Origin of the sequence: Rhodococcus cerastii, from assembly GCF_033042195.1 — a bacterium.
In the GTDB taxonomy this organism is placed as follows: Bacteria; Actinomycetota; Actinomycetes; order Mycobacteriales; family Mycobacteriaceae; genus Rhodococcoides.
In genome coordinates, this window is sequence record NZ_JAWLKF010000001.1 from 734603 (window position 1) to 754337 (window position 19735).

Here is a 19735-nt window from a genome sequence, read left to right on the forward strand (position 1 = left end):
GGGTACGCGATGCCTCAGGGTGTACCGGCTCCCGGAACCGTTCCGCAGGACGGCCTCACGACGCGTCAGCGCCGCAATCTGCCCGTGCTCGCCGTGCACACCGGCCCGGGCAAGGGGAAATCGACCGCCGCATTCGGCATGGCGTTGCGGGCCTGGAATCAGGGTTTCGACGTCGGAGTGTTCCAGTTCGTCAAGAGTGCCAAGTGGAAAGTCGGCGAGGAAGCGGCATTTCGCACCCTCGGCGAATTGCACGAGAGCACCGGGGTCGGCGGAGCCGTCGAATGGCACAAGATGGGCGAGGGCTGGTCGTGGACTCGCAAGAAGGGCAGCGATGTCGACCATGCCGAGGCCGCGGCGGAGGGCTGGCAGGAGATCGCTCGACGAATCGAGCAGCAGTCGCACCGGTTCTACGTGCTGGACGAGTTCACCTATCCACTCAAGTGGGGGTGGGTCGACGTCGCCGAGGTGGTCGACGTCCTGACCCACCGACCGGGCAATCAGCATGTCGTCATCACCGGACGCGACGCGCCCCGTGAACTGATCGAGGCGGCGGACCTGGTCACCGAGATGGCCAAGGTCAAGCATCCGATGGACGCGGGACGCAAGGGTCAGCGAGGCATCGAATGGTGAACGCGTCCTGTCCCGCAGTGGTGATCGCGGCCCCCGCGTCGGGCAGCGGAAAGACGACGGTGGCCACCGGACTGATGGGTGCGCTGCGCAATGCCGGTCGCACCGTCGCACCGTTCAAAGTGGGGCCGGACTACATCGACCCCGGATATCACTCGCTCGCGGCCGGGCTCCCGGGCCGCAACCTCGACGCCGTGATGGTCGGTGCCGACCGCATCGGGCCCCTGTTCCGACACGGCAGTCGGGGGTGCGACATCGCGGTCGTCGAGGGCGTCATGGGACTGTTCGACGGCAAGATCGACATGACCGGACCGGGGGAGGCCTCCGCCGAGGGATCGACCGCACGAGTGGCCGCGATGCTCGGTGCCCCGGTGATCCTGGTGGTCGATGCCCGCGGACACAGTCAATCGCTTGCCGCTGTGCTGCACGGCTTCTCGACGTTCGACGCCAGCGTCCGCATCGGCGGAGTGATTCTCAATCGCGTCGGCAGTCAGCGGCACGAGGACGTATTGCGCCAAGCGTGCGAACGGGTGGGTGTTCCAGTACTCGGCGCGTTGCCGCGCATGAGCGAACTGGTCGTCCCGTCACGGCATCTGGGGCTGATCACCGCAGTCGAACACGGTGGTGCCGCAACCGATGCCGTCGACGCGATGAGCGCCCTCGTCTCCCGGTTCGTCGACATCGAGGCAGTGAGCGCCCTGGCTCGATCGTCGGTGACAGCACCGCAGTGGTCCCCGGAGAACGAGGTACACAGCTCCGATGGATCGCCCGTCGTCGCGGTTGCCGGTGGCCCCGCATTCACCTTCGGATACACCGAACACGTCGAACTGCTCCGCGCAGCCGGGGCCGACGTGGCCGTGTTCGATCCGCTGCGTGACGGATTGCCGCCCGGCACAGCAGGAGTCGTTCTTCCCGGTGGATTCCCGGAGGAGCATGCGGCCGCACTGTCGGCGAACGAACTACTGCTCGCGGACGTTCGAGCAGCGGCGGCCCAGGGATTGCCGATCCACGCCGAATGCGCCGGATTGCTGTATCTGGCACGGCGATTGGACGGTCATGCCATGGCCGGGGTCGTCGACGTGGACGCGGAATTCGGGAACACCCTCACCCTCGGATATCGCGACGCGGTTGCCCTCGAATCGTCGACACTGTTCGACGCGGGCACCCGCGTCACCGGCCACGAGTTCCACCGAACGAAGCTCGTCGCAGTGCGCGAGGCGGCGTCGGCTGCCTGGGGCTGGCACAAGCAGAGCCCCGACGGCAGAACCGCCGCGCGCGAGGGCTTCGTACAGGGCGGCGTCCACGCGTCGTACCTGCACACCCATGCCGCGGGCAATCCCGAGTCGATCACCCGATTCGTCTCCGCTGCCATCGACTACGCGCGCGTGTAGAGCCGGCCCAGAATGCGGGTGGTCGTCGGAATAGGTGCCCGAGCCGGCGTCGATGCCGCCGACGTCGTGGCCGCGATCTCCACAGTGCTGCAACCGGACTGGCATGTCGAGGCCATCGCCTCGATCGACCGAAAAGCAGAACTGGTGGCCGCGGTGGCGTCGAGCATGGGGGTTCGGGGCGTGACCTACTCGGCGTCGGAACTGTCGACCGTCGTCACGCCCACCGTGTCGGTCCGGGTGCTCCGTGCCGTCGGAAGCGCCAGCGTCGCCGAAGCAGCGGCGCTGCTGGCCGGTCGTTCGACGGAGTTGGCGGTACCCAGGTTCGGTCTGGACGGTGTCACCGTTGCCGTTGTCGCGCTCTGCCTTGACGGTGGACCGGGGGTTCGGGCCATCCTGTAGGTATGACCGAGACGATGAAAGCCGTTGCCTACACCCGCTCGCTTCCGATCGACGATCCCGCCAGCCTCACCGATGTGGTCATCGACGTGCCCACCGCGGGGCCGCGAGACCTGCTGGTCGACGTGAGAGCGGTGTCGGTGAACCCGGTGGACGTCAAGGTCCGTGCCGGCAGCGATCCGCAGGGCGTCCCGAAGGTCCTCGGGTTCGACGCCGCTGGTGTGGTGCGCGCCGTCGGTGCCGACGTCACCATGTTCGCACCGGGGGACGAGGTCTACTACGCGGGAGACATCGGCAGACCCGGGACCGACTCGCAGTTCCATGCGGTGGACGAACGCATCGTGGCGAAGAAGCCGACGACCCTCGATTTCGCACAGGCCGCGGCGTTGCCGCTCACCGTGATCACCGCCTGGGAAGGACTGTTCGACAAGCTCCGCATCACTGCCGAGACCACCGGAACATTACTGATGGTGGGAGCCACCGGAGGTGTGGGATCTGTTGTGCTGCAGCTGCTTCGGACCCTCGTTCCCGGTGTCCGCGTGATCGCGACGGCAGCGGACGAGGACGCCGTGGAGTGGGTCCGTTCTCTCGGTGCAGCCGACGTCGTGAATCACCGCCGCGATCTTCGCGACGAAGTACGTCGAGTGGCACCGGACGGCATCGACTACGTGTTCACCGCCCATTCCTCCGGGCAGGTCGAGATCTACGCCGACCTGTTGACGCCGTTCGGACAGATAGTCGCGATCGACGATCCCGAGACGCTCGACGTTCTCCCGCTGAAGACGAAGGCGATCTCGTGGCACTGGGAGTTCATGTTCGCGCGTCCGATGCACGACACACCGGATCTGATTCGCCAGCACGAGCTGCTGACCAGGGTGGCCGAGCTCGTCGATGCGGGTTCGCTGCGCACCACTGCCACGACGGTTCTGTCTCCGATCGACGCCGAGCAGCTACGCGAAGCGCATCGGTTGGTCGAGGCCGGGCACGTACGGGGCAAGGTCGTGGTCGCTGCCCGCTCGTGAGAACCGATCCGCGCCACTGACTGGCGAAAGCGGGCCGACGCGGGCAATGTGGAACCAATGACTTCCGACAGCACCGTCCTACTCGGCCCGATCGTTCGGTACGTCGGTACCGAGACGGCGACCCTGTGGTTCGAGATGGCCGAATCGGCGACCGTAACTGTCGTGACCGACGTCGGCGTCCGCGCAGAAGAACGAACGTGGGGCGTGCACGGACACCACTATGCGCTGGTGCCACTGGAAGGTCTGCCCGCCAACTCTCCGGTGCACTACGAGGTGTTCGTCGACGAGCGTCGAGTGTGGCCGCCGGAAGGCCGAAGGGCCGCCATTCACACGGTCGACGCCGAAGGGCCTGTCACGCTGGCATTCGGATCCTGTCGGCGAGGGGACAACTACAGCGACGAATCCTTGAAGGAGATCGGAGCCGACGCGTTGGCCGGGCTCGGGAACGCGCTGATCGAGGAGGACCCGAGCCGGTGGCCGCAGGCCTTGCTGCTCCTGGGCGATCAGGTCTACGCCGACGATCCGTCGCCGGAAATCGTCGAACGGCTGCAGGCGCGGCGTCGGTCCGGCGAGGGTCCACGCAGTGCCGTCGGTACCGACGCGGAGAACGAGATCTGCGATTTCGAGGAGTACTCGTGGCTGTACCGAGAGTCCTGGGGACTCGAGCCGGTGCGGACACTGTTGGCGAGCATCCCGTCGTGCATGATCCTCGACGACCACGACCTGCGCGACGACTGGAATTCATCCGCTTCCTGGCGTCGAGACATCGTGACGCGGCCCTGGTGGAACGACCGAGTGGTCGGCGCGTATTCGTCGTACTGGGTGTATCAGCACTTGGGCAACCTCTCGCCCAAGGAGCTTGCGCAGGATGAGATGTATGCCGCGGTACGATCGGCCGCCAGTGACGCAGAGCGCGAGAAGTTGTTGTCCGACTTCGCTTTACGAGTCGACCGGCGGCCCGAGACCGGACGCTGGAGCTTCTACCGCGACTTCGGCGACACGCGGCTGATCATGATCGATTCGCGCTGCTCTCGAAACCTGGATCCGGACAACAGAGAAATGGTCGACGAGAAGGAGTGGGCGTGGGTACGTGAACGCGCGCTCGAGACCACTCCGCGGCATCTGCTGTTCGGATCGTCGTTGCCCTACCTCATGCTGCCCGCGCTGCACTACCTGGAACAGTGGAACGAGGCTGTGGCGCAGGGCAGTTGGGGCTCGATGTCGGCAAAGGTGGCCGAGAAGATGCGGATCGGTCTCGATCTCGAACACTGGGCCGCTTTCACCAACTCGTTCAACGACATGGCCGCTCTGACGCGTGAGCTCTCCCGCGGCGAGAACAAACCCGCCTCGATCATGTGGCTGTCCGGAGACGTGCACTGCTCCTACGTGGCGAACGCGGACTTCGGTGTCGGCGGGCGCGAGGTACCGGCCACGTATCAGCTCACTATGTCGCCGTTCCGCAATCCACTCGATCTGCCGATTCGCGCGGTCAACAAGCTGGCCATCAAGCGTCCCGCCGCCCGAATTCTGTCGAAGCTGGCGCGCGCTGCCCACGTGGGCCCCTCCGGTGTCGAATGGGAGGCCGAGGCCGGGCCATGGTTCGCCAACGGCGTCATGCTGCTGACTCTGCACGGCGACTCCGCCCGGTTGCGGGTGCACCATGCTCATGTCGACGACGCGGGCAAGCAGGTGCTCACCGAGACGTCGACCCTGGCCCTCGCCTAGCGAACGGTAAACGATTGGCCATAGCCGGGCCGATGAGGTTGGCTGGTTCGTTGTGGCCCACCTCGAACTCAACGACATCGTCTACTTCCTGCCCGACGGGCGGCAGTTGCTCAACGGTGTCGGGTTTCGTGTCGGCGACGGTGCCAAGACCGCCCTCATCGGGCCCAACGGAACCGGTAAGACCACGCTGACGCGCATCATCGCGGGTGACGAGACCCCCGACGAGGGATCGGTGTCGAGTTCGGGCTCGCTCGGAGTGATGCGGCAGTTCGTCGGCCAGCTACGAGACGACTCGACAGTGCGTGATCTGCTGCTGTCGGTTGCGTCCCCGGCCGTGCGGACGGCCGCCGCTGCCCTCGACACCGCCGAGAACACGATGATCGAGGTCGACGACGAGAAGACCCAGATGAAATACGCGCAGGCCCTGTCGGATTGGGGCGATGTCGGCGGTTACGACCTCGAACCGTTCTGGGACAAGGTCACCACGGCGGCCCTCGGAATGCCGTTCGACCGCGCGAAGTGGCGCGCTGCATCGACTCTCAGTGGCGGTGAGCAGAAGCGCCTGGTGCTCGAAGCGTTGTTCGCGGGCTCGGACAATCTGTTGCTTCTCGACGAACCGGACAACTACCTCGATGTGCCGGGCAAGCGCTGGCTCGAATCGACCATTCGTGATTCCGACAAGTCCGTCCTGTTCATCAGTCACGACCGGGAGCTCATCGCCAACGCCGCGAATCGGATCGTGACCCTGGAACCGGGCGTCAGCGGTGCCACTTCCTGGGTGCACGGCGGCGGGTTCGCGACGTATCACGCTGCGCGTGAGGACCGGAATGCTCGGCTCGACGAACTGCGACGGCGGTGGGACGAGGAACTCGTCAAACTCCGTGCACTGGTGCTGCGCCTGCGGGAGAAGGCAAAGTTCAACGACGGGGTCGCTGCGCGCTACCACGCGTCCCAGACTCGATTGGCGAAGTTCGAGGAGGCCGGACCGCCGGAAGCGGTGCCGTTGAAGCAGCACGTCACCGTTCGTCTGCGCGGCGGCCGCACAGCCAAGCGCGCGTTGGTGTGTACGGCACTGGAACTGACCGGACTGATGAAGCCCTTCGACACCGAGATCTGGTACGGAGACCGCGTCGCCGTGCTGGGCTCCAACGGTTCCGGCAAATCGCACTTCCTGCGTTTGCTCGCCAACGGTGGAACCGATCCGGAGAAGGAGCACGAGCCGGTTCAGGAACTGGCACTCGATCCCGTTCCGCACACCGGCACCGCGGTGCTCGGCGCTCGCGTTCGGCCCGGCCTGTTCGCGCAGACCCACACTCGGCCCGATCTCGCGGGCAACACACTCCTCGACATCCTGCACATGGGCAACGAACACCGCGACGGCATGGGCCGGGAGGCCGCAGGCCGGGCACTGGACCGCTACGGTCTGGCCCGAGCCGCCGAACAGTCCTACGACAATCTTTCCGGTGGCCAGCAGGCGCGCGTACAGATTCTGCTGCTCGAACTCTCCGGGGCCACCCTGCTGCTGCTGGACGAGCCGACCGACAACCTCGACCTGATGTCCGCCGACGCACTCGAAGACGCCATCGCCGCGTTCGACGGAACCGTCATCGCCGTGACCCACGACCGCTGGTTCGCGCGCAGCTTCGACCGATTCCTCGTGTTCGGCAGCACCGGTCAGGCCTACGAATCGAACGAGCCCGTATGGGACGAGAAGCGGGTGCAGCGCGCGCGGTAGCGTTTCCTCTCGTGAACGCGACTGACTCTCCCTATCTGGTCGGCCTCAATCTGGAAGGTCGACGCGTCGTCGTGGTCGGTGGCGGCACCGTCGCGCAGCGCCGATTGCCGCTGCTCATCTCCTGCGGTGCCGTGGTTCACGTCATCACTCGGGAGGCCACACCCGCTGTGGAGGCGATGGCAACTGCCGGTCAGGTGACCATGGAGTTGCGTGACTATCGCGAGGGCGATCTCGCCGACGCCTGGTACGCCGTCGCGTGCACCGACGAGGCCGCGACCAACATCGCCATCGTCGCCGAGGCCACCGCGTCCAAGATCTTCTGTGTGCGAGCCGACATCGCCAAGGACGGCACCGCGGTCACCCCGGCGTCCGCCGAATGGGACGGGCTGACCCTCGGAGTGCTCGCCGGCGGTGAGCACCGTCGATCGGCCGCGGTACGCAACGCCGTCATGGAAGCCCTGCAGTCCGGTGTGGTCGCCGACTCGGACCGTGCGCCGTTGACGGGTGTCGCGTTGGTCGGTGGCGGACCCGGCGATCCGGACCTCATCACCGTCCGCGGGCGCAGGCTGCTCGCCTATGCCGATGTCGTGGTGGCCGATCGGCTCGCGCCGCCCGAGCTGCTGGCCGAACTGGGCCCGCACGTGGAGGTCATCGATGCCTCGAAGATTCCGTACGGCCGCGCGATGGCGCAGGAGGCGATCAACCAGGCGCTGATCGACGGGGCGAAGGCAGGCAAGTTCGTCGTCCGACTCAAGGGCGGCGACCCCTACGTGTTCGGCAGGGGATACGAGGAACTCGAAGCGCTCGCTGCCGAGGGAATTCCGGTCACCGTGGTGCCCGGCATCACCAGCGCCATTTCGGTGCCCTCGTCCGCCGGGATCCCGGTGACGCATCGCGCCGTCACCCACGAGTTCGTCGTTGTCAGCGGCCATGTGGCACCCGACCATCCCGATTCGCTCGTCGACTGGGACGCGTTGGCCAAACTCAAGGGCACCATCGTGTTGCTGATGGCCGTCGAACGCATCGGGCTGTTCGCCGACGTTCTCATCGCCGGTGGTCGGCCGTCCGACACCCCGGTGATCGTCGTCCAGGAAGGCACCATGCGCACCCAGCGTGAAGTTCGCGCGTCTCTGAGCACCGTCGCCGATGCGGTTCGCGACGCGGAGATCAGGCCTCCGGCGATCGTGGTCATCGGAACCGTTGCCGGTTTCTCTGTACACGCCGGTAACGTGAACGCCCGTGCCTGAATCATCGATGTCCGATACCTCCAGTACCGAGGTCAAGTACCCGGTGACGACCCGAGCGTTCGGGTTGGCGATCATCGTCCTGAGCGGCCTGCAATTGATGGTGGTGCTCGACGGCACCGTGGCCAATCTGGCACTTGCTCCGTTGCAGGCGGATCTGGGCCTGTCCGATGCCGGACGCAACTGGGTGCTCACGTCGTATGCCCTCGCCTTCGGCGGGCTGATGCTCCTCGGCGGCAGACTCGGTGATGCCTTCGGTCGCAAGAAGATGTTCCTGGCCGGCGTCGTGCTGTTCACCATCGCGTCCCTGCTGTGCGGGCTCGCGGTCAACGAGGCAACGCTGGTAGCGGCGCGCGCGCTCCAGGGCGTCGGAGCCGCGGTGGCGTCGCCCACGGCGTTCGCGCTGGTGGCGACCACCTTCGCGCCGGGCCCGGTACGAAACCAGGCCATCGCGATCTACGCGGCCATGACCGGTGTCGGCTCCATCGCAGGCCTGATCATCGGCGGTGCGCTGACCGAGGTGTCGTGGCGGTGGATCTTCCTGATCAACGTGCCGATCGGTGTCGTCATCGTGGTGCTCGCAGTCGTGTCGCTGCAGGAGACGGTGGGGGCGAAGCTACCGCTCGACGTGCCGGGAGCGATTCTGGCGACGCTGGGCTGCACCGGAGTGGTGCTCGCTCTGAGCGAGGGCACCGAACTCGGCTGGACCAATCCGATCGTCATCGTCTCGCTGATCGCCGGTCTGCTCTTCCTCGGGCTGTTCCTGCTGGTCGAGCGTCGTGCCGACAACCCATTGCTGCCGTTCTCGCTGTTCGGCAGCCGAGACCGGGTGGCGACGTTCGTGGCCATCTTCTTCGCCGGTGGCGTGATGTTCTGCCTCGCCGCCTACGTGGCACTGTTCGTCCAGGACATCCTGGGATACAGCCCGTTGCATGCGGGCCTGGCGTTCGTGCCGTTCGCCTTCGGACTCGGTGCCGCCGCATTCCTCGCCTCGCAGCTGGTGACGCGCATCGCCCCACGGTGGCTGATACTGAGCGGTGCCGTCATCATGGTCGGGTGGCTGATGGTGTCGGTCGCGACGATGAACGCCGACTCGTCGTACTTCCCCGGACTGTTCTTCCCCGTCATCGGCATCGGATTCGGCGTCGGCCTGACGGTCGTGCCACTCCCGCTGTGCGCCATCGCTGGAGTCAGCCCCACCGAGATCGGCCCGTTGACCGCCATCGCCCTGGTTGCCCAGACCCTCGGCGGGCCGCTGGCGCTGGCCGTGATCGGTGCGCTGGTGACCTCTCGAACCTTGTCTCTCGGTGGCATCTCCGGACCGGCAACGTTGATGAACGACAGCCAACTCGACGCGTTGAGCTCGGGCTACATGTTCGCGCTCTTCTGCTGCGCAGTCTGCGCCGTGGTCGCGGGAATCGCTGCGGTGTTCATTCGCTTCACCCCGGAGCAGGTCGCGCAGGCACAGGCCGCTCAGGAAGACGCCCAGAAGGGCTGACGAGCAGGGCCGATCACACGCCCAGTACGGCCTTGGCGATGAGGAAGTAGACGATCAACCCCGTCGCGTCGCAGAAGGTGGAGATGAAGGGCGTCGAGAAGACCGCCGGGTCCACCCCGATCTTCTTGGCGATCAGCGGCATCGCACCGCCGACCGTGGCTGCGAGAGTGCAGATCGACAACAGCGTCGTACCGATGACGACCCCGAGGTGCCAGTCGTAGACGAGTCCGGCGATGACGAAGCCCAGGGTGCCGAGCATCGCACCCATCGTCGCGCCGACGCGAACCTCGCGAAACAGCACCGAGGCGATGTCCCGCGGTCGCACGTCACCCAGCGCAAGTGCCCGCGTGACAGTGGTCGCGGCCTGCGAGCCGGTGTTGCCGCCGGTCCCGGTCAGCAGCGGAATGAACAGCGCGAGAGTGACGACTGCGGCGAGCGCGTGCTCGAAGATCTCTAGAACCTGCACCGTGAGGATGGCCGACAGCGCCAACACCAGCAACCACACCACGCGCGAGCGAACGATGGACAGCACCGGCGTGGACAGATACGGCCGACGCAGCGGCTCCGAGCCACCCGCGCGAGCGGCGTCCTCGTCCTCGGCTTCCTCCAGGATTCGAGAGGACTGTTCGAGTGTGAGAATGCCGATCAGCCGTTGCTCGGAATCGACCACCACCACCGCAGGACTGCGGTGCTCGAAGCACAGCCGTGCAGCCTCCTCCGCCGACGAATCGGCCTCGACCACAGGATGATCCGAGTACAGATCCCCGACCGGAGTGCTCGGTGCCGCCGTCGCCAGATCGGCGAGGGTCACCACCCCCAGCAGAGTTCGGTGATCGTCGGTGATCGGCAACAGATACACCGACTCGGCGTCCGAGCCGGTCCGCCGCACGGCGACGAGTGCGTCGCCGGCGGTCGCGGCGGTCCGTAGCCGAACGAACTCCGGGCTCATCCGGCGGCCGACCGACCCGCGGTCGTACCCCAGCATGGGCGCGGTGAGTGCGCGCTCGTCGGGGGACAGGCCCACCAACAGTCGATGCGCGACATTGGAGGGGAGTTCGTCGAGCAATTCGACACGGTCGTCCGGGTCGAGATCCTCGAACAGCGCGATCACATCGTCGCTGCGCAGACTCTCGAACAACTCACCGCGAACGGTGGCGTCGAAGCGTTCGAAGACCGCCACGGCCTCGTCCTTGGGCAGAAGGCGAAACAACACCGCGCGTCGAGACGAGTCGACACGCTCGAGCATGCGCACCGCATCGGTCGTCGACAGCTCGCCCATCAGAGTGGACAGGGCGGCCATGTCACGGGCGGTCAGGAGTTCGGACGTTCGCGTCATGATGTCGTCGAGAGTTTCGGGCACAGAACCATTTTGCCTTGCGAACGGGCGGTCGACTCACATACCTCAGCGCGAGAGATCGGCCCGATCCGCCGCAGCCTGGCCCGAATCCCATCCCTCGGCGTCCAGGCGTGGGCCGCGCATCGGCTTCGCCGTCGGGAACAGTCGATCGAATTCGGCTTCGACGGCGACGGTCTGTGCGGCGAGTATCGGTAGTAGATCACCGGATTCGTGACTCGCCTCCTCGAGGGCGTTCGCATCGGCGTCGGTCAGACGGTCTCCGATACGGACGGCGTACGCGTACAGGAATGCCTTGCCGAACGCCGCCGATCCGGCCTTCTTGCGCTTCTTCGCCTGCGGTGAATGCCCGAGGGCGCGTGTGGCCTGAACGAGCAGAGAGGTGAACAGCAACTCGGTTTGCTCCACGTCCACCGGCGCTCCGACCAGAGTTGCGACGGCGAACTCCGGGTCCCAGATCGCCTTGACGCGGTTGGCGGTTCCGACGACGTGCAACAGCTGCGCCTTGGCCGGGGCATGCGGGCCGTCGACATGAACGCGTCGGCCGTGAATATCGATGTGGCCCTGCGAGAGCAACATGGTGTCGATGGAGTAGCGCGTCATCAACTCCTGCGCCTTGGCCGTCAGCGTCTCGGCCTCCTCCTCGAAGTCCGTGGCGTCGGCCTTGGCCAGTAAGCCGCGAATCTTGCTCAGCATCTTGGTGTTCGGGGAGTCGGAACCGGAAACACCCGTCACCGTGGGACGAGTGCGCGGCCACTGGGACGGTTTCGGGCCGAGCTGAGGCCAACGGGGGAGTGTCTGCCATCGACCGAGCAGTGTGAGTACGTCGAGCCACTGATCACTGGCCGCGATGTAATCGGTCTTACCGGAAGAGGTCAGGTACGCGGTCAGGAAATCGGGCGTGGCCTCGACCCGGGCCGCAACCTTCGGGAACTGCTCGCAGATCGTGGACATCTGATCCACCCAGTCCTGTGGAGCCCGCGAGTCCGCGTCGGCGAGATCGGCCTGATGCAGCAGTACCGCGGCAGCGAGATCGGCCACGGCCACCGTGTGCTGACGCCGCACGACGTGCACCAGATCCATGGGCTGCCAACCGTTTTCGTACATCGTCTCGATCATGTTCGTCAGCGCGCGAGAGCCGAGTTCGGTCGCGTCCATCGAGACCAGTCGATCCGCGACGTCGTCGGCGACGCGTTGGCTCTTGGTCTTGCCGACCGAGGCGTCGGCGCCGCGGCGGAGCAGTCCAGGAATCTCGCTCATTCGGTGAGCACGATCAATTCGGTGCTCGATGCCACTTCGACTCGCAGTCCGGCCTTGGACGCCACGCGCGCAACGGCTTTCACGTCCTTCGGCTCGGCGGTGGTCAGAGTCAACGCGCGTGCCAGCAGGCCCTTGTGATGCTTGTTGAAGTGGCTCACCACCGAACGGGTGCCGTCGGGCTTCTCGGTGAGCACCGTGGCGGTGATCGCACCGGGGACGGGACCGAGCTGCTGGTAGGTGCCGGATCGGAGGTCGACGACGATCCCCTCGTCCTCGGCGTCGATGGCGTCGGAGAGTTCGGGCTTCCAGTGTGAGCGCAGGGTGCCGAAATTCGGAACGGTCGATCCACCGGAGAGTCGGTAGTACGGAATCGGGTCGCAGGCACGGACGGCTCCGAACAGGGCCGAGCCGATCCACAGCCGCGCGTCCGCTCGGGCGCGACCGGCCCGAGTGAACGACGCCGCATCGAGGGCGTCGTAGAGCACGCCGGTGTACCGCTGCAGCGCAGGTGTGGTCGGTGAGGTCCACACTCGGGCGTTGCGTTCGATCTCGTCCTTCTGGGTGGGGCCGAGGCCGAGCGCCGCGATCGATGCATCGACGTCGCCGGCGAGTTCCACCAGCGCGTCGGCGAGCTTTCGGCGGAGCGGTGTCAACGTGGGCAACGACAGTCGGTCCAGATCGAGAGGTGCTCCGGAACCGCCGTCGGACTTCGTCTCGGAGGGAGGCAACAGAATCAGCACGGGCACGAGGCTACTCACTGTACGGCCGCCTGCTCACAGGCACTGCGTGAGCGACTAGTCTGACAACCCGTGATCACCCGTCTTTCGCAGTTGTTCCTTCGTACCCTTCGCGACGACCCCGCCGACGCCGAGGTCGACAGCCACAAGCTGTTGGTCCGCGCCGGCTATGTCCGTCGTATCGCGCCTGGCGTCTACTCCTGGTTGCCGCTGGGTCTGCGGGTGCTGCGGCAGGTCGAGCGTGTCGTGCGCGAGGAGATGAACGCCATCGGTGCGCAGGAGATTTCTCTGCCCGCACTGCTGCCGCGCGAGCCGTACGAGACCACCAATCGGTGGACCGAATACGGCGACGCGTTGTTCCGGCTGCAGGACCGCAAGGGCAACGACATGCTGCTCGGTCCCACCCACGAGGAATTGTTCGCGTTGACGGTCAAGGCCGAATACAACTCGTACAAGGACCTGCCGGTCACGCTGTATCAGATTCAGACCAAGTACCGCGACGAGGAACGTCCCCGCGCCGGCATTCTGCGTGGCCGCGAATTCGTGATGAAGGACTCGTACTCCTTCGACATGGACGAGGACGGACTGAAGAAGTCCTACGCCGCCCACCGCGAGGCGTACCAGCGCATCTTCGCCCGCCTCGGTGTCAGCTACGTCATCGTCGCCGCGACGTCCGGTGCCATGGGAGGCAGTGCCTCCGAGGAATTCCTGGCCGAGAGCGACATCGGTGAGGACACCTACGTGCGCTGCATCGAATCGGGATACGCGGCCAACGTCGAGGCCGTCACCACTCCGGCACCGGCCCCGCTGCCCATCGAGGGGCAGCCGGCCGCCGTCGACCACGAGACCGGCGACACCCCGACCATCGCGACCCTGGTGGAGTGGGCCAACTCCGCGGATCTCGGACGCACCGTCACCGGCGCGGACACGCTCAAGAACATTCTGCTCAAGGTGCGCAACGCCGAAGGGGAGTGGGAACTGCTCGCCGTCGGCCTGCCCGGTGACCGAGAGGTCGACGAGAAGCGCCTCGAAGCGTCTCTCGAGCCTGCCGAGTTCGCCCTGTTGACCGACGCGGACTTCGCTGCCAATCCGTTCCTCGTCAAGGGGTACATCGGGCCCCGCGCGTTGCAGGCCAACGGTGTTCGCTACCTCGTCGACCCGAGGGTCGTCGACGGAACGTCGTGGATCACCGGCGCGGACGTCAAGGGCAAGCACGTGGTGAACCTCGTCGCCGGTCGCGATTTCGTTCCCGACGGCACCATCGAAGCAGCCGAGGTGCGCGACGGCGACATGTCTCCCGACGGTCGCGGCCCGCTCGTCAGTGCTCGCGGAATCGAGATCGGGCACATCTTCCAGCTCGGCTACAAGTACACCGATGCGTTCTCGGTCGACGTCCTCGGTGAGACCGGCAAGCCGGTTCGCCTGACTCAGGGTTCGTACGGTGTGGGCGTCTCCCGTCTGGTCGCCGTGATCGCCGAGCAGATGCACGACGACAAGGGTCTGCGATGGCCGTCGGAGGTTGCGCCCGCCGATGTCCATCTGGTGATCGCGAACAAGGACGACGCGGCTCGCGCCGGTGCGGAATCGATTGCGACACAACTCGATACGCAGGGCATCGAGGTACTCTTCGATGATCGCAAGGCCTCACCAGGAGTGAAGTTCAAGGACTCGGAACTGATCGGCGTCCCGCTGGTGGTCGTTCTCGGCCGTGGCTGGGCCGACGGCAAGGTCGAGATCCGCGATCGCTTCTCCGGTGAGAGTCGCGAGCTGGACATCGACTCGGCGGTCGGGGAGATCGTGAAGGCCGTGCGCCGCACTCCGTAGAACAGTCTCGCGATCTCTCTGCGCGGTTGTTTACCCGCTGGTAGCTTCGGGTCAACGACTATGAGAGGTCACCACGTGTCTCACTTTGCGCTGTTCGATCCCACGACCTTCGATCCGGCCGAGCTCGACGAGGATTCTCGCCGACAATTGCGTGCGCTGATCGACTGGTTCGAGAGTCGCGGCAAAGGCAGGCTGTTGGCGGACGATCTCGACAGCGTATGGCCGGCCGACTTTCTGGAATTCGTCGCCGAGCAGAAGTTGTTCGCGACGTTCTCCACGCCCGCCGTCTATGCGGACGGGTCGCCGAACACGCGCTGGGACGCCGCTCGCAATGCCGCGCTGAGCGAGGTTCTCGGGTTCTACGGTCTGGCCTACTGGTACACCTGGCAGGTTACCGTGCTGGGTCTCGGTCCCATCTGGATGAGCGCCAACGACGACGCCAAACGCCGCGCCGCACGCGAGCTGGACCGCGGCGGGGTGATGGCGTTCGGTCTGTCCGAGCGCGCGCACGGAGCCGACGTCTACTCCACCGACATGCTGTTGACGCCCACGACCGAGGACTCCGAGCTCGAGTTCACCGCGTCGGGGGAGAAGTACTACATCGGAAACGGCAACGTGGCGAACATGGTCTCGGTGTTCGGCCGACGTACCGACGTCGAAGGACCCGATTCGTACGTGTTCTTCGTGGCCGACAGTGCGCACCCGGCCTATCGGCTCCGCGAGAGCGTCGTTCACGGTCAGATGTACGTCAGCACGTTCGCACTCGAGAACTACCCCGTCCGGCAACAGGACATCCTGCACACCGGTGCCGACGCGTTCTCGGCAGCTCTCAACACGGTCAACGTCGGAAAGTTCAACCTGTGCACCGGATCCATCGGCATCTGTGAGCACGCCTTCCACGAGGCGATCACGCATGCGAACAACAGAATTCTGTACGGCAATCGGGTCACCGACTTTCCGCACGTGCGCAGTGCGTTCGTCGATGCCTATTCGCGCTTGATCGCGATGAAGCTCTTCAGCGCGCGGGCACTGGACTACTTCCGTGCCGCAGGGCCCGAGGACCGGCGCTACCTGCTGTTCAACCCGATGACGAAGGCGAAGGTGACCTCGGAGGGCGAAACCGTCGTGCGGCTGCTGCACGACGTCATCGCGGCCAAGGGCTACGAGAAGAACACCTACTTCCGCGAAGCCGCCCAGCTGATCGGAACACTGCCCAAGCTCGAGGGCACGGTGCACGTCAACGTGGCGCTGATGCTCAAATTCATGCCGGCCTACATGTTCTCGCCCACCGACTATCCGGACGTCGGTACCCGAACCGAGCCGGTCGACGACAGCTTCTTCTTCGCCCAGGGGCCGGCCCGCGGTGCGAGTTCGGTGCGGTTCCACGACTGGAAGCCGCTGTACGAGAAGCACTCCGGCATCCCCAACGTGGGACGCTTCTACGAGCAGGCACAGGCATTCACCTCGTTCCTCGCCGAGTGTGCGCCCGACGAGTCCCAGCAGAAGGACCTCGATTTCCTGCTGGTGGTGGGTCACCTGTTCTCGCTCGTGGTCTACGGTCACCTTCTGCTCGAGCAGGCCGACGAGATCTCGTCCGAGATGATGGACCAGATCTTCGACTTCCAGATCAGAGACTTCTCCGGCTATGCCGTCGCGCTGTACGGGAAGCCGTCATCGACTGGAGCGCAACAGCAGTGGGCGCTCGATTCGATTCGCAAGCCGTTGGTCGACGCGGGGCGTTTCGAGACGGTCTGGAACGAGGTCGTCTCGTACGACGGTCGGTACGAGATGCGTCCCTAGCGCCGACGCTCAGCCGGGATCGGCCGGGACCAGATTGGTTCCGAACGCGCACACCGTCATCTCGTGCAGTCCGGCGCTGTCGTTCGGATGCTCGAGCGCCTGCATCGACATGAGGACGTTGAGCAGCATCCCGTGCGCGATGAACTGCCGTGCCTGATCCTCGGAACAACCTGTGCCGGCACGTATCTGGCCGTAGATGGCACCCATTCCCTCCCGGGCTGCCCGGCCGATCTCGGGTACCGAGCCTGCGCCGAATCCGTGCATCATGACCATCAACAGGTCGCGATCGGCCACCAGATCGGCATAGGCGGAACCGAGATTCGCCCAGGTGCTGTCGTCGTCGGGGTCGAGCGGGCCCGCCGCCAGCACGGCATCGAACGCGGCCATGATGCCGTCCACGGAGCGTTGGAACACCAGACGAAACAACTCGACCTTGGTGCCGAACATGCGGACCACATACGGCTGAGAGACGCCCGCTTCCTTCGCGACCGCATCGGTACTGGTGCCGGCGTAACCCCCGCGCGCGAACGCGCGCATCGCTGCGTCGAGCACGAGCTCTCGGCGGTCGGCCGCATCCATGCGGGTGGCTCTGGGCTTGGGCGCTGACGGGTCGGACATGTTGACAGGTTATCAGTTGATAACTTACGGTCTCGAATAAGTAATCATTCGATGCTTACAAGCGTGAGACGGGACGACCACAATGACCGCCACAGACTCTCCACCTGCAGTGCAGCCCGCCACTCGGAACGTTCCCGTGTGGCTCGGCATCCTCGCAGCATCCCTGCCGATGTTCATGGCAACCCTCGACAATCTGGTGATGACCAGCGCACTACCGGTCATCCAGCAGGACCTGAACGCCTCTGTCGGACAACTGCAGTGGTTCCTCAACGCGTACACCCTCAGCTTCGCCACCTTCATGCTGACGGCGGCGACGCTCGGCGACAGGTGGGGCAGGCGCGCGGTATTCCTCGGCGGCATCGCGGTCTTCACTCTTGCCTCGGTGGCCAGCGCGCTCGCTGCGAGTCCAGCGATGCTCATCGCCGCGCGCGCCGTGCAGGGAATCGGTGCCGCCGCGATCATGCCGTTGTCCCTGGCGTTGCTCGCCGCGGTGGTACCGGTGGGCAAGCGCGCGATGGCAATCGGGATCTGGGGTGGAGTCTCCGGACTCGGCGTCGCGCTGGGACCGGTGGTCGGCGGAGCCGTCGTCGACGGGATTTCCTGGCAGGCGATCTTCTGGATCAACGTTCCGGTGGCCCTCTTCGCAGTTCCGCTGGCGTACGTCGCGCTGAAGGAAACAGCAGGGCGCATCCAACCGCTCGATCTGCCCGGCGTGGTCCTCGCAGGCGGCGGTGTCTTCCTCCTGGTGTGGGCGGTGGTCCACGGCAACGACGACGGGTGGGCGTCGGCCACGGTGCTCGCCGGTTTCATCGGCTCGGCGGTGCTGCTCGTGGCGTTCGTTCTGCGCGCCTCGCGCACCCGACACTCGGTACTGCCGCTCGCACTCTTTCGTTCGCGCAGCTTCACCATCGCCAACATCATCGGAATCACGTTCTCGCTCGGCATGTTCGGGGCGGTGTTCCTCCTCGCGCAATACCTGCAGATCGTGATGAACTACACGCCGTTCCAGGCGGGCCTACGCACGCTGCCGTGGACCGCCGCACCGATGGTGGTCGCACCGATCGCAGGTCTGCTTGCCGAGCGCGTCGGACTGCGTGGGCTGTTGGTCGGCGGCCTGTCGCTGCAGTCGGTCTCGCTCGTGTGGATGGCGCTGATCCTGGGACCCGACACCGAGTATTCGTCGATGGTCCCGGCCCTGCTGATGGCGGGAGTGGGCATGGGGCTGACGTTCGCACCGTCCGCCACCGCAGTGCTGCGGGACATGAAGGACGACGATCACGCCACCGCCAGCAGCGCCAACTCCACTGTGCGGGAGGTGGGTATCGCACTCGGCATCGCGGTATTGACAGCGGTGTTCATCGGAGCCGGTGGATCACTGACGCCCACCGGTTACACCGACGCCTTGGCACCCGCTCTGCTCGTCGGCGCTGGGGCAGTGGCGATCGGACTGGTGGCGGCGTTGTTCATGCCGGGGCGTTCCGTCGGATCGGCACACGTGCTCACGGTTGGCCGGGAAATGCCGTCGACGACGGACTGACTCCCAGAATTTGCTGCCACGTCGCGAGGCGAATCGCGGCGTCGGTCAGCGCTTGAACACCCATGTCGCGGGTCGCTCCCGACCTGCTGCGTTCGATCAGCGAACGCCACGCGATGCTGGTGTCGATCTCGGCTTGCGCGGCCAACTGCGCGGCCGAGATCGCGTCGGTCACCGGGAACGGGGACGCATACGCCGGATCGGGCAGCGGCACAGTGACACTCGCCGCCCGGAGTGCATCGATGGTCGCGTCTCGACGCGCGCGGTGGGCGGCAGTGTTCGACGCCACCAGATCTGCTCGCGTGGGATTGGAGAATGCCGCGACGACGCCGTAGGCGAACACCGCCGCATACTCGGCGGCCAGTGCATCGACGAGGCCTTGCTGTTCCGGGCCGAGATCGCTCATGCCAGCACCACCAGGGCCGAGACCGTGCACGAGGCGCTGATGGAACCGAGAAGGCCTGCTCGGTAACCGCTTTCGTTGCGAGCCGCATCTGCCGCGCTGCGAGCGGAGGCCGTCAACATCTCTCGCACGGCGGCGAGATCGGGCGGCGGCGTCGTGGGAACGGGTGTCGTGGTGGCCGTGACCGACGACGTCTCGGTCGAGGCACCGGTGGCGCGGGCGATCTCGGTGTCGAGCGCATCGGCGTGCTCGGTCCGCTGCGCCGCAACGATCCCCAGGGCGGCGGCGTAGTCGGCGATCACCGTCGCGGCCGCGGTGGCATCCGCGGCGTCGGCGCGGGCAGCGCGCAACTGCGCAGTCAGGGTGTCGAGGGCAGGACCCGAGATCGTCTCCTGACCGCAGGCCGCAACAGTCGACACGGTGGCCGCGGACAGAGCAGCGACGCCGGCGAGTCGGAACAACCCGCGGCGACTGAGCGCGAAGGGGACGGTCGGCGTTGGCACTCCGATATCGTGCCAGACCGCGGCGCTCGCACGTGCCGTGCCCGTGTGTCGCGTCGGCCGATCG

The 19735-nt window shown here is 66.0% G+C and carries 17 protein-coding genes; 11 read left to right on the forward strand and 6 right to left on the reverse strand.

All coding sequences use genetic code 11. From position 1 onward, the window contains the following. The first annotated feature begins 9 nt into the window (after positions 1-9). Genes cobO through R3P93_RS03310 form a run of 8 tightly spaced genes read left to right on the forward strand, consistent with a single transcriptional unit; the run spans position 10 to position 9638 of the window. Complete coding sequence (cobO, locus tag R3P93_RS03275) at positions 10-630, forward strand: cob(I)yrinic acid a,c-diamide adenosyltransferase (RefSeq protein WP_317532392.1); 621 nt, start codon at positions 10-12, stop codon at positions 628-630. Further along, positions 624-2018, forward strand: a complete 1395-nt coding sequence (locus R3P93_RS03280) for a cobyrinate a,c-diamide synthase (protein WP_037189602.1) — start codon at positions 624-626, stop codon at positions 2016-2018. The genes cobO and R3P93_RS03280 overlap by 7 nt, the downstream gene beginning before the upstream one ends. A gap of 18 nt (positions 2019-2036) precedes the next feature. Further along, on the forward strand, positions 2037-2417 hold the full coding sequence (locus R3P93_RS03285; RefSeq protein ID WP_317532393.1) for a cobalamin biosynthesis protein: 381 nt from the start codon (positions 2037-2039) through the stop codon (positions 2415-2417). Positions 2418-2419: 2 nt separating this feature from the next. Continuing rightward, the gene (locus tag R3P93_RS03290) at positions 2420-3436 is read left to right on the forward strand and encodes a zinc-binding alcohol dehydrogenase family protein (RefSeq protein WP_317532394.1); all 1017 of its coding nucleotides are present in this window, start codon (positions 2420-2422) and stop codon (positions 3434-3436) included. A gap of 57 nt (positions 3437-3493) precedes the next feature. Further along, positions 3494-5161, forward strand: coding sequence for a DUF7800 domain-containing protein (locus tag R3P93_RS03295; protein WP_317532395.1), 1668 nt, complete (start codon positions 3494-3496; stop codon positions 5159-5161). A 52-nt stretch (positions 5162-5213) separates the two neighbouring features. Further along, positions 5214-6896 carry an ATP-binding cassette domain-containing protein gene (locus R3P93_RS03300; protein WP_094642165.1) on the forward strand — a complete coding sequence of 561 codons (1683 nt, stop codon included), beginning with the start codon at positions 5214-5216 and terminating at the stop codon, positions 6894-6896. Beyond that, the gene (cobA, locus tag R3P93_RS03305) at positions 6863-8143 is read left to right on the forward strand and encodes a uroporphyrinogen-III C-methyltransferase (protein WP_094642163.1); all 1281 of its coding nucleotides are present in this window, start codon (positions 6863-6865) and stop codon (positions 8141-8143) included. The genes R3P93_RS03300 and cobA overlap by 34 nt, the downstream gene beginning before the upstream one ends. A 7-nt stretch (positions 8144-8150) precedes the next feature. Then, complete coding sequence (locus R3P93_RS03310) at positions 8151-9638, forward strand: MFS transporter (protein WP_094642161.1); 1488 nt, start codon at positions 8151-8153, stop codon at positions 9636-9638. A gap of 13 nt (positions 9639-9651) precedes the next feature. Here the strand turns inward: R3P93_RS03310 and mgtE are convergent, their stop codons facing one another. The 3 genes from mgtE to yaaA are packed head-to-tail and all read right to left on the reverse strand — an operon-like array spanning position 9652 to position 12992. Beyond that, positions 9652-10998 carry a magnesium transporter gene (gene mgtE, locus R3P93_RS03315; protein WP_094669824.1) on the reverse strand — a complete coding sequence of 449 codons (1347 nt, stop codon included), beginning with the start codon at positions 10996-10998 and terminating at the stop codon, positions 9652-9654. Between the two features lie 42 nt (positions 10999-11040). Continuing rightward, positions 11041-12252: a DUF2786 domain-containing protein gene (locus R3P93_RS03320; RefSeq protein WP_094642157.1), complete on the reverse strand. Its 1212-nt coding sequence runs from the start codon at positions 12250-12252 to the stop codon at positions 11041-11043. Beyond that, on the reverse strand, positions 12249-12992 hold the full coding sequence (gene yaaA / locus R3P93_RS03325; protein WP_068050222.1) for a peroxide stress protein YaaA: 744 nt from the start codon (positions 12990-12992) through the stop codon (positions 12249-12251). Before yaaA ends, R3P93_RS03320 begins: the two co-directional genes overlap by 4 nt. 69 nt (positions 12993-13061) lie before the next feature. Here yaaA and R3P93_RS03330 point away from each other — a divergent pair, with 69 nt between their 5' ends. Further along, complete coding sequence (locus R3P93_RS03330) at positions 13062-14813, forward strand: proline--tRNA ligase (RefSeq protein ID WP_317532396.1); 1752 nt, start codon at positions 13062-13064, stop codon at positions 14811-14813. Positions 14814-14873: 60 nt separating this feature from the next. Further along, positions 14874-16613 (forward strand): acyl-CoA dehydrogenase family protein, encoded by a 1740-nt coding sequence (locus tag R3P93_RS03335; protein WP_394855243.1) that lies wholly within the window; start codon positions 14874-14876, stop codon positions 16611-16613. A 9-nt stretch (positions 16614-16622) separates the two neighbouring features. Here R3P93_RS03335 and R3P93_RS03340 read toward each other — a convergent pair whose 3' ends face one another. Next, positions 16623-17231 carry a TetR/AcrR family transcriptional regulator gene (locus R3P93_RS03340; RefSeq protein ID WP_068050212.1) on the reverse strand — a complete coding sequence of 203 codons (609 nt, stop codon included), beginning with the start codon at positions 17229-17231 and terminating at the stop codon, positions 16623-16625. Positions 17232-17313: 82 nt separating this feature from the next. On the opposite strand from R3P93_RS03340, the gene R3P93_RS03345 reads away from it, so the two are divergent. Continuing rightward, positions 17314-18768: a DHA2 family efflux MFS transporter permease subunit gene (locus tag R3P93_RS03345; protein WP_094669829.1), complete on the forward strand. Its 1455-nt coding sequence runs from the start codon at positions 17314-17316 to the stop codon at positions 18766-18768. Here the strand turns inward: R3P93_RS03345 and R3P93_RS03350 are convergent. Next, the gene (locus R3P93_RS03350) at positions 18731-19171 is read right to left on the reverse strand and encodes a ferritin-like domain-containing protein (RefSeq protein ID WP_094669830.1); all 441 of its coding nucleotides are present in this window, start codon (positions 19169-19171) and stop codon (positions 18731-18733) included. The genes R3P93_RS03345 and R3P93_RS03350 overlap by 38 nt on opposite strands. After that, on the reverse strand, positions 19168-19671 hold the full coding sequence (locus R3P93_RS03355) for a hypothetical protein (RefSeq protein ID WP_094642143.1): 504 nt from the start codon (positions 19669-19671) through the stop codon (positions 19168-19170). Before R3P93_RS03355 ends, R3P93_RS03350 begins: the two co-directional genes overlap by 4 nt. Positions 19672-19735: the final 64 nt, after the last annotated feature.

What these genes read in the sequence shown, in the direction of transcription:
- R3P93_RS03280 (WP_037189602.1), top strand. Translation starts at nt 624, where the DNA reads ATGGTGAACGCGTCCTGTCCCGCAGTGGTGATCGCGGCCCCCGCGTCG.
- R3P93_RS03290 (WP_317532394.1), top strand. Translation starts at nt 2,420, where the DNA reads ATGACCGAGACGATGAAAGCCGTTGCCTACACCCGCTCGCTTCCGATC.
- R3P93_RS03310 (WP_094642161.1), top strand. Translation starts at nt 8,151, where the DNA reads ATGTCCGATACCTCCAGTACCGAGGTCAAGTACCCGGTGACGACCCGA.
- R3P93_RS03350 (WP_094669830.1), bottom strand. Translation starts at nt 19,171, where the DNA reads ATGAGCGATCTCGGCCCGGAACAGCAAGGCCTCGTCGATGCACTGGCC.
- R3P93_RS03320 (WP_094642157.1), bottom strand. Translation starts at nt 12,252, where the DNA reads ATGAGCGAGATTCCTGGACTGCTCCGCCGCGGCGCCGACGCCTCGGTC.
- R3P93_RS03335 (WP_394855243.1), top strand. Translation starts at nt 14,874, where the DNA reads ATGAGAGGTCACCACGTGTCTCACTTTGCGCTGTTCGATCCCACGACC.
- R3P93_RS03340 (WP_068050212.1), bottom strand. Translation starts at nt 17,231, where the DNA reads ATGTCCGACCCGTCAGCGCCCAAGCCCAGAGCCACCCGCATGGATGCG.
- R3P93_RS03345 (WP_094669829.1), top strand. Translation starts at nt 17,314, where the DNA reads ATGACCGCCACAGACTCTCCACCTGCAGTGCAGCCCGCCACTCGGAAC.
- cobA (WP_094642163.1), top strand. Translation starts at nt 6,863, where the DNA reads ATGGGACGAGAAGCGGGTGCAGCGCGCGCGGTAGCGTTTCCTCTCGTG.
- cobO (WP_317532392.1), top strand. Translation starts at nt 10, where the DNA reads ATGCCTCAGGGTGTACCGGCTCCCGGAACCGTTCCGCAGGACGGCCTC.
- R3P93_RS03295 (WP_317532395.1), top strand. Translation starts at nt 3,494, where the DNA reads ATGACTTCCGACAGCACCGTCCTACTCGGCCCGATCGTTCGGTACGTC.